Source organism: Streptomyces sp. AF1A (genome assembly GCF_047340315.1).
GTDB lineage: Bacteria > Actinomycetota > Actinomycetes > Streptomycetales > Streptomycetaceae > Streptomyces.
In genome coordinates this window covers 1-5,166 of the sequence record NZ_JBLEBI010000286.1, presented here as the reverse complement: position 1 = coordinate 5,166, position 5,166 = coordinate 1, and the positions used below count along the sequence as shown (strand labels likewise).

Sequence of the window (5,166 nt, the reverse complement as noted above, 5' to 3'; positions counted from 1 at the left end):
GCAGCCGGCTCAGCCGCGGTGTACGTTGCGTCATTCCCGTCCCATGTCCCGGTGCACGACCACCGTCTCCACGCCCTCGGCCGCGAGGCGCGCGGCGAGCTTCTCCGACATCGCGACCGAGCGGTGCTTGCCTCCGGTACAGCCGATGGCGATGGTCACGTACCGCTTGCCCTCGCGCCGGTAGCCGGCCGCGACGAGTCGCAGCAGTTCGGCGTACCGGTCGAGGAACTCCTTCGCGCCGGGCTGGTTGAAGACGTAGGCGGCGACCTCCTCGTTGAGGCCGGTGAACGGGCGCAGCTCCGGGACCCAGTGCGGGTTGGGCAGGAACCGCATGTCCGCGACCAGGTCGGCGTCGACCGGGAGGCCGTACTTGAAGCCGAAGGACATCACCGTGGCCCGCAGCTCGGGCTCCTCCTCGCCCGCGAACTGGGCGTCCATCTTCGCGCGCAGCTCGTGCACGTTGAGGCTGGAGGTGTCGATCACCAGGTCGGCGTCGCCGCGCAGCTCGCGCAGCAGCTCCCGCTCGGCGGCGATGCCGTCGACGATGCGGCCGTCGCCCTGCAGCGGGTGCGGGCGGCGCACCGACTCGAAGCGGCGCACCAGGGCGTCGTCGGAGGACTCCAGGAAGACGATGCGCCGGGTGACGTTCTTGGCCTCCAGGTCCGCCAGCGACTCGCGCAGGTTGTCGAAGAAGCGCCGGCCGCGGACGTCCACGACGACGGCGATCCGTGCCACGTTGCCCTGGGAGCGGGCGCCCAGCTCCACCATGGTGGGGATGAGGGCGGGCGGCAGGTTGTCGACGACGAACCAGCCGAGGTCCTCCAGGCACTTCGCGGCCGTCGAGCGGCCCGCTCCCGACATGCCGGAGATGATCACCAGCTCGGGGATGGCCGCCTCGGGGACGCCTGTTGTCTCGCTGCCCGTACTCACCTGTGCTCCGTTGTCCTGGCCCGCGTCCTGACCGGCGTGCTGCCGGACGGCGTCGTCGCCCGTGCCGCCATGCGCGTGATCTCGGCGCGCTGTGGGCTGTGCGTCGTGCTCGGTCATCTCTCCTGCCCCCGTCGTTCGTCCGGGGGGCCCGCGGCCACGGGCTCCCCCGAGGAACCCGCCGTCGTCTCGGGCTCCTCGTCCTCCATGATCTCTCCGGTCGCCGTGTTCACGGCGTGTGCGGCCGGGGCCGCCTGGGCGAGGGCCACGGCGATCGTCTCGGCCGTCTTCCGGCCTATGCCGGGGACTTCCTGGATCTGTTCGATTGTCGCCGACCGCAGCTTCTTCACCGAGCCGAAATGCTTGATGAGCGCCTGTTTGCGGGTTTCGCCGAGGCCGGGCACGTCGTCCAGGGGGCCGGCGCGGAAGCGCTTGGCGCGCTTGGTGCGCTGGTAGGTGATCGCGAACCGGTGGGCCTCGTCCCGGACGCGCTGGAGCAGATAGAGGCCCTCGCTGGTGCGGGGCAGGACCACCGGGTCGTCGTCGCCGGGCAGCCAGACCTCCTCCAGCCGCTTGGCGAGGCCGCAGACGGCGATGTCGTCGATGCCCAGCTCGTCCAGAGCCCGCCGCGCCGCCCTGACCTGCGGCTGGCCGCCGTCGACCACGACGAGCTGGGGCGGGTAGGCGAACTTCCTGGGCCGGCCGTCGTCGTCCTTGAGGGACGTGGTGAGCGGCTCGCCGTCGGGGAGGGCAGCGTCGCCGTTCGACGACGTCTCCTCGCCGTCCGCCCACTCCCCCGTCCGCTCCTTCTCGGCGAGATACCGCTTGAAGCGGCGGGTGATCACCTCGTGCATGGAGCGGACGTCGTCCTGGCCGGCGAAGCCCTTGATCTGGAAGCGGCGGTACTCGCTCTTGCGCTGCAGGCCGTCCTCGAAGACCACCATCGAGGCGACCACGTCGTCGCCCTGCAGGTGCGAGATGTCGTAGCACTCGATGCGCAGCGGGGCGCTGTCCAGGTCGAGCGCGTCGGCGATCTCCTCCAGGGCGCGCGAGCGCGTGGTGAGGTCCGAGGCCCGCTTGGTCTTGTGCAGGGCGAGGGCCTGCTGGGCGTTGCGCTGCACGGTCTCCATGAGCGCCTTCTTGTCGCCGCGCTGCGGGATGCGCAGGGACACGTGGGAACCGCGGCGGCCGGTCAGCCACTCCTGGACCGGCTCGACCGGCTCGGGCAGGGCCGGGACCAGGACCTCCTTGGGGACGGCGTCCCCAGTCTCCTCGCCGTAGAGCTGCTGCAGGGCGTGCTCGACCAGGGCGCCGGTGGTGACCTCCTCGACCTTGTCGGTCACCCAGCCGCGCTGGCCGCGCACCCGGCCGCCGCGGACGTGGAAGATCTGCACGGCGGCCTCCAGCTCGTCCTCGGCGACGGCGATCAGGTCGGCGTCGGTCGCGTCGGCGAGTACGACCGCGTTCTTCTCCATGGCCTTCTTCAGGGCCTCGATGTCGTCGCGCAGCCGGGCGGCCCGCTCGTACTCCATGTCCTCGGCGGCCTGCGTCATCTGCTTCTCCAGACGGCGGAGGTAGGTGCCGGTGCGCCCGGCCATGAAGTCGCTGAACTCCTCGGCCAGGTCCCTGTGGTCCTCGCGGGTGATCCGGCCGACGCAGGGTGCGGAGCACTTGCCGATGTAGCCGAGCAGGCACGGGCGGCCGGTGCGGGCGGCGTTCTTGAAGACGCCCGCCGAGCAGGTGCGCACCGGGAAGACCCGCAGCAGCAGGTCGACGGTGTCCCGGATGGCCCACGCGTGCCCGTACGGCCCGAAGTAGCGGACGCCCTTCTTCTTGTGACCGCGCATCACCTGCACGCGCGGGAACTCCTCGTTCATCGTCACCGCGAGGTACGGGTAGCTCTTGTCGTCGCGGTACTTGACGTTGAACCGGGGGTCGTACTCCTTGATCCAGGAATACTCCAGCTGCAGCGCCTCGACCTCCGTGGACACCACGGTCCACTCCACGGACGCGGCGGTGGTCACCATCGTCCGGGTCCGCGGGTGCAGGTTCGCCAGGTCCTGGAAGTAGTTCGCCAGGCGCTGGCGCAGGCTCTTCGCCTTTCCGACGTAGATCACCCGGCGGTGCTCGTCACGGAACCTGTACACCCCGGGAGAGTCCGGGATGTCTCCCGGCCTGGGGCGGTAGCTGGAGGGATCGGCCATGTCTCACACCCTACTGGCGCCCACCGACACCGCGGCGGCCCTGTGGACGACGCCGGCACCCGTCCGGTGCACCGCCCGGCGCCCCGCTCGCCCCGGGCCCCGTCCGCTCGTCCCGAGCCGTCGGCCCTCGGCACCCCGGCCCCTGCGACGGGCGGGTTTTGGTCATGCGGAGCCCTGGGCCCACCCGTCCTGCCCGGCCCTCGCCCCGTCGGTCCTGCCGGACGCCGACCCGGCGCTGCCGCGTCCCGCGCGGGCCCTTCCCGCGCCTGTACGAGCCGGAGATCACGGCCTCCGCCGTCCGGCGAGGGGCGTGCTCCGGCCAGTCGCGCGGATCGGCCGAGTCCGAGGTGTTGTCGGGCCATGGTCAACACGCTTCAATGCGGAGGAACTCGGGGCCGGCACACGCGCGAAAGGGGCGCGCTGTGCACAGCCACGGGCGTCCACGGCGCCAGGGGGCGGCCCCGGCCTCCGCACAGACGGTCTGACCAGCCGTAGCGACACCTCACAGAAAGGCCCCTCGGCATGCGGCATGCCACAGAGCACGCGGACTTCCCCACCGCCGAGCTGGACACGGCCCTGCGGGGCGGCCCCTTCCACGTGGCGCTGCGCGCCGCGATCGCCGCGCGCGGACTGCCGCTCCAGCGGGTCCAGCACCATCTCTCGCGCCATGGGGTCAAGGTGGGCGTGACCAGCCTGAGTTACTGGCAGCAGGGCGCCCGGCGCCCGCAGCGCCCGGAGTCCCTGCGCGCCGTACGCGCGCTGGAGGAGATCCTCCAGCTGCCGGACGAGTCGCTGATCCGCCTGCTCGCCCAGGCCGACCAGCGCCCGGCGACCGGTCGCCGGCCGGGCCGTTCCTACCGGTCGCTGACCGAGGCCACGGCGGCCTTGGACCGGCTCCGCGCCGAGCTGGGCCGGTCCCTCGACGGCGGGCTGCACACCCTGGGCCACCACGAGTGCGTCCGGATCGGCGCCCGGCGCGAGCTGGTGGCCCGCGAGGCGCATCACATCGTGCGGGCCCACCGCGACGGCGTCGACCGCTTGCTGGCCGTGCACCACGGCGACCCCGGCTGCAGCCCGGCCGACATCCGCGTGCGGGCCCTGGAGAACTGCCGTCTCGGCCGTGTCCGCTGGGACCAGGACACCGGCGTGCTGGTGGCCGAGCTGCTCTTCGGCACCCGGCTGCGCTCCGGCGACACCTTTCTCTTCCGGTACGGCATCGAGGACGGCACGGCCGGGACCTCGCGCGAGTACCTCCGCCGTTTCGACCTTCCCGGCGGTCAGTACGCCCTCCAGGTGCGCTTCGACGCCGCCGCGCTGCCCGTGCGGTGCCACCGCTTCACCCAGCACTCCCCGGCGGCCCCGCGCGGCGGCCGGCAGGAGCTGTCCCCCACCGGCCCCCACCACTGCGTCCACGTGGTCGAACCCCGGATCCGTCCGGGCATCGTGGGCATCGCCTGGGAGTGGCAGTGACCTGGTTGCGCTCGGAGCCGTCCCCCGTCAGGCGGCCGGGCCGGCGACGATCCGGCCGTGCGCGGTCTTCACCGACAGCTCGGTCAGGGGCTCGGTGGCCGGCGCCTGGACGACCTTCCCGGTCACGGCGTCGAACTCGCTGCCGTGGCAGGGGCAGATCAGGGTCGTCCCCCTCAGTTTGTTGATCGGGCACCCCGCGTGCGTGCAGATCGTGCTGTAAGCCTTCAGCGCGCCGGTCCGGTCCCTGCTGACGACCACATTGTGGTCCCGGTACAGCTTGGCGGCGCCCTTGGCGATCTCGCTCTCGACTCCGAGTTCGACCGGCGCGGTGGGTGCGGCCGCGTCGGGGCCGCCTGCCCCCTGAGCCGAGCACGCGGCCAGGCCCAGCCCGGCGACCGGGGCCGCGGCGGCCCCTCGAAGGACGGTACGGCGGCTCGCGGACGGTCCGGCGGGCATCTGGACTCCACTGGTCAGGGGATGTGCAGGGCGACGATACCCGGGCAGACCGGCCGCACTCGCGGCGGGGCGGTCGGTGCACGCGAGCCCGTGAGCCGGCACCGGAGGG

4 protein-coding genes are annotated in these 5,166 nt (G+C 72.6%); 1 reads left to right on the top strand and 3 read right to left on the bottom strand.

From position 1 onward, the window contains the following. Positions 1 to 30 precede the first annotated feature (30 nt). Together rapZ and uvrC are read right to left on the bottom strand one after the other, a co-directional pair. On the bottom strand, positions 31 to 1,047 hold the full coding sequence (gene rapZ / locus ACLU3S_RS35625; RefSeq protein ID WP_413956114.1) for an RNase adapter RapZ: 1,017 nt from the start codon (positions 1,045 to 1,047) through the stop codon (positions 31 to 33). Next, complete coding sequence (gene uvrC, locus ACLU3S_RS35620; RefSeq protein WP_413956113.1) at positions 1,044 to 3,131, bottom strand: excinuclease ABC subunit UvrC; 2,088 nt, start codon at positions 3,129 to 3,131, stop codon at positions 1,044 to 1,046. The genes rapZ and uvrC overlap by 4 nt, the downstream gene beginning before the upstream one ends. 522 nt (positions 3,132 to 3,653) lie before the next feature. Between uvrC and ACLU3S_RS35615 the strand changes: the two genes are divergently transcribed. Beyond that, positions 3,654 to 4,601 (top strand): hypothetical protein, encoded by a 948-nt coding sequence (locus ACLU3S_RS35615; RefSeq protein WP_413956112.1) that lies wholly within the window; start codon positions 3,654 to 3,656, stop codon positions 4,599 to 4,601. A gap of 27 nt (positions 4,602 to 4,628) precedes the next feature. Here the strand turns inward: ACLU3S_RS35615 and ACLU3S_RS35610 are convergent, their stop codons facing one another. Further along, on the bottom strand, positions 4,629 to 5,057 hold the full coding sequence (locus ACLU3S_RS35610) for a Rieske 2Fe-2S domain-containing protein (protein ID WP_413956111.1): 429 nt from the start codon (positions 5,055 to 5,057) through the stop codon (positions 4,629 to 4,631). Positions 5,058 to 5,166: the final 109 nt, after the last annotated feature.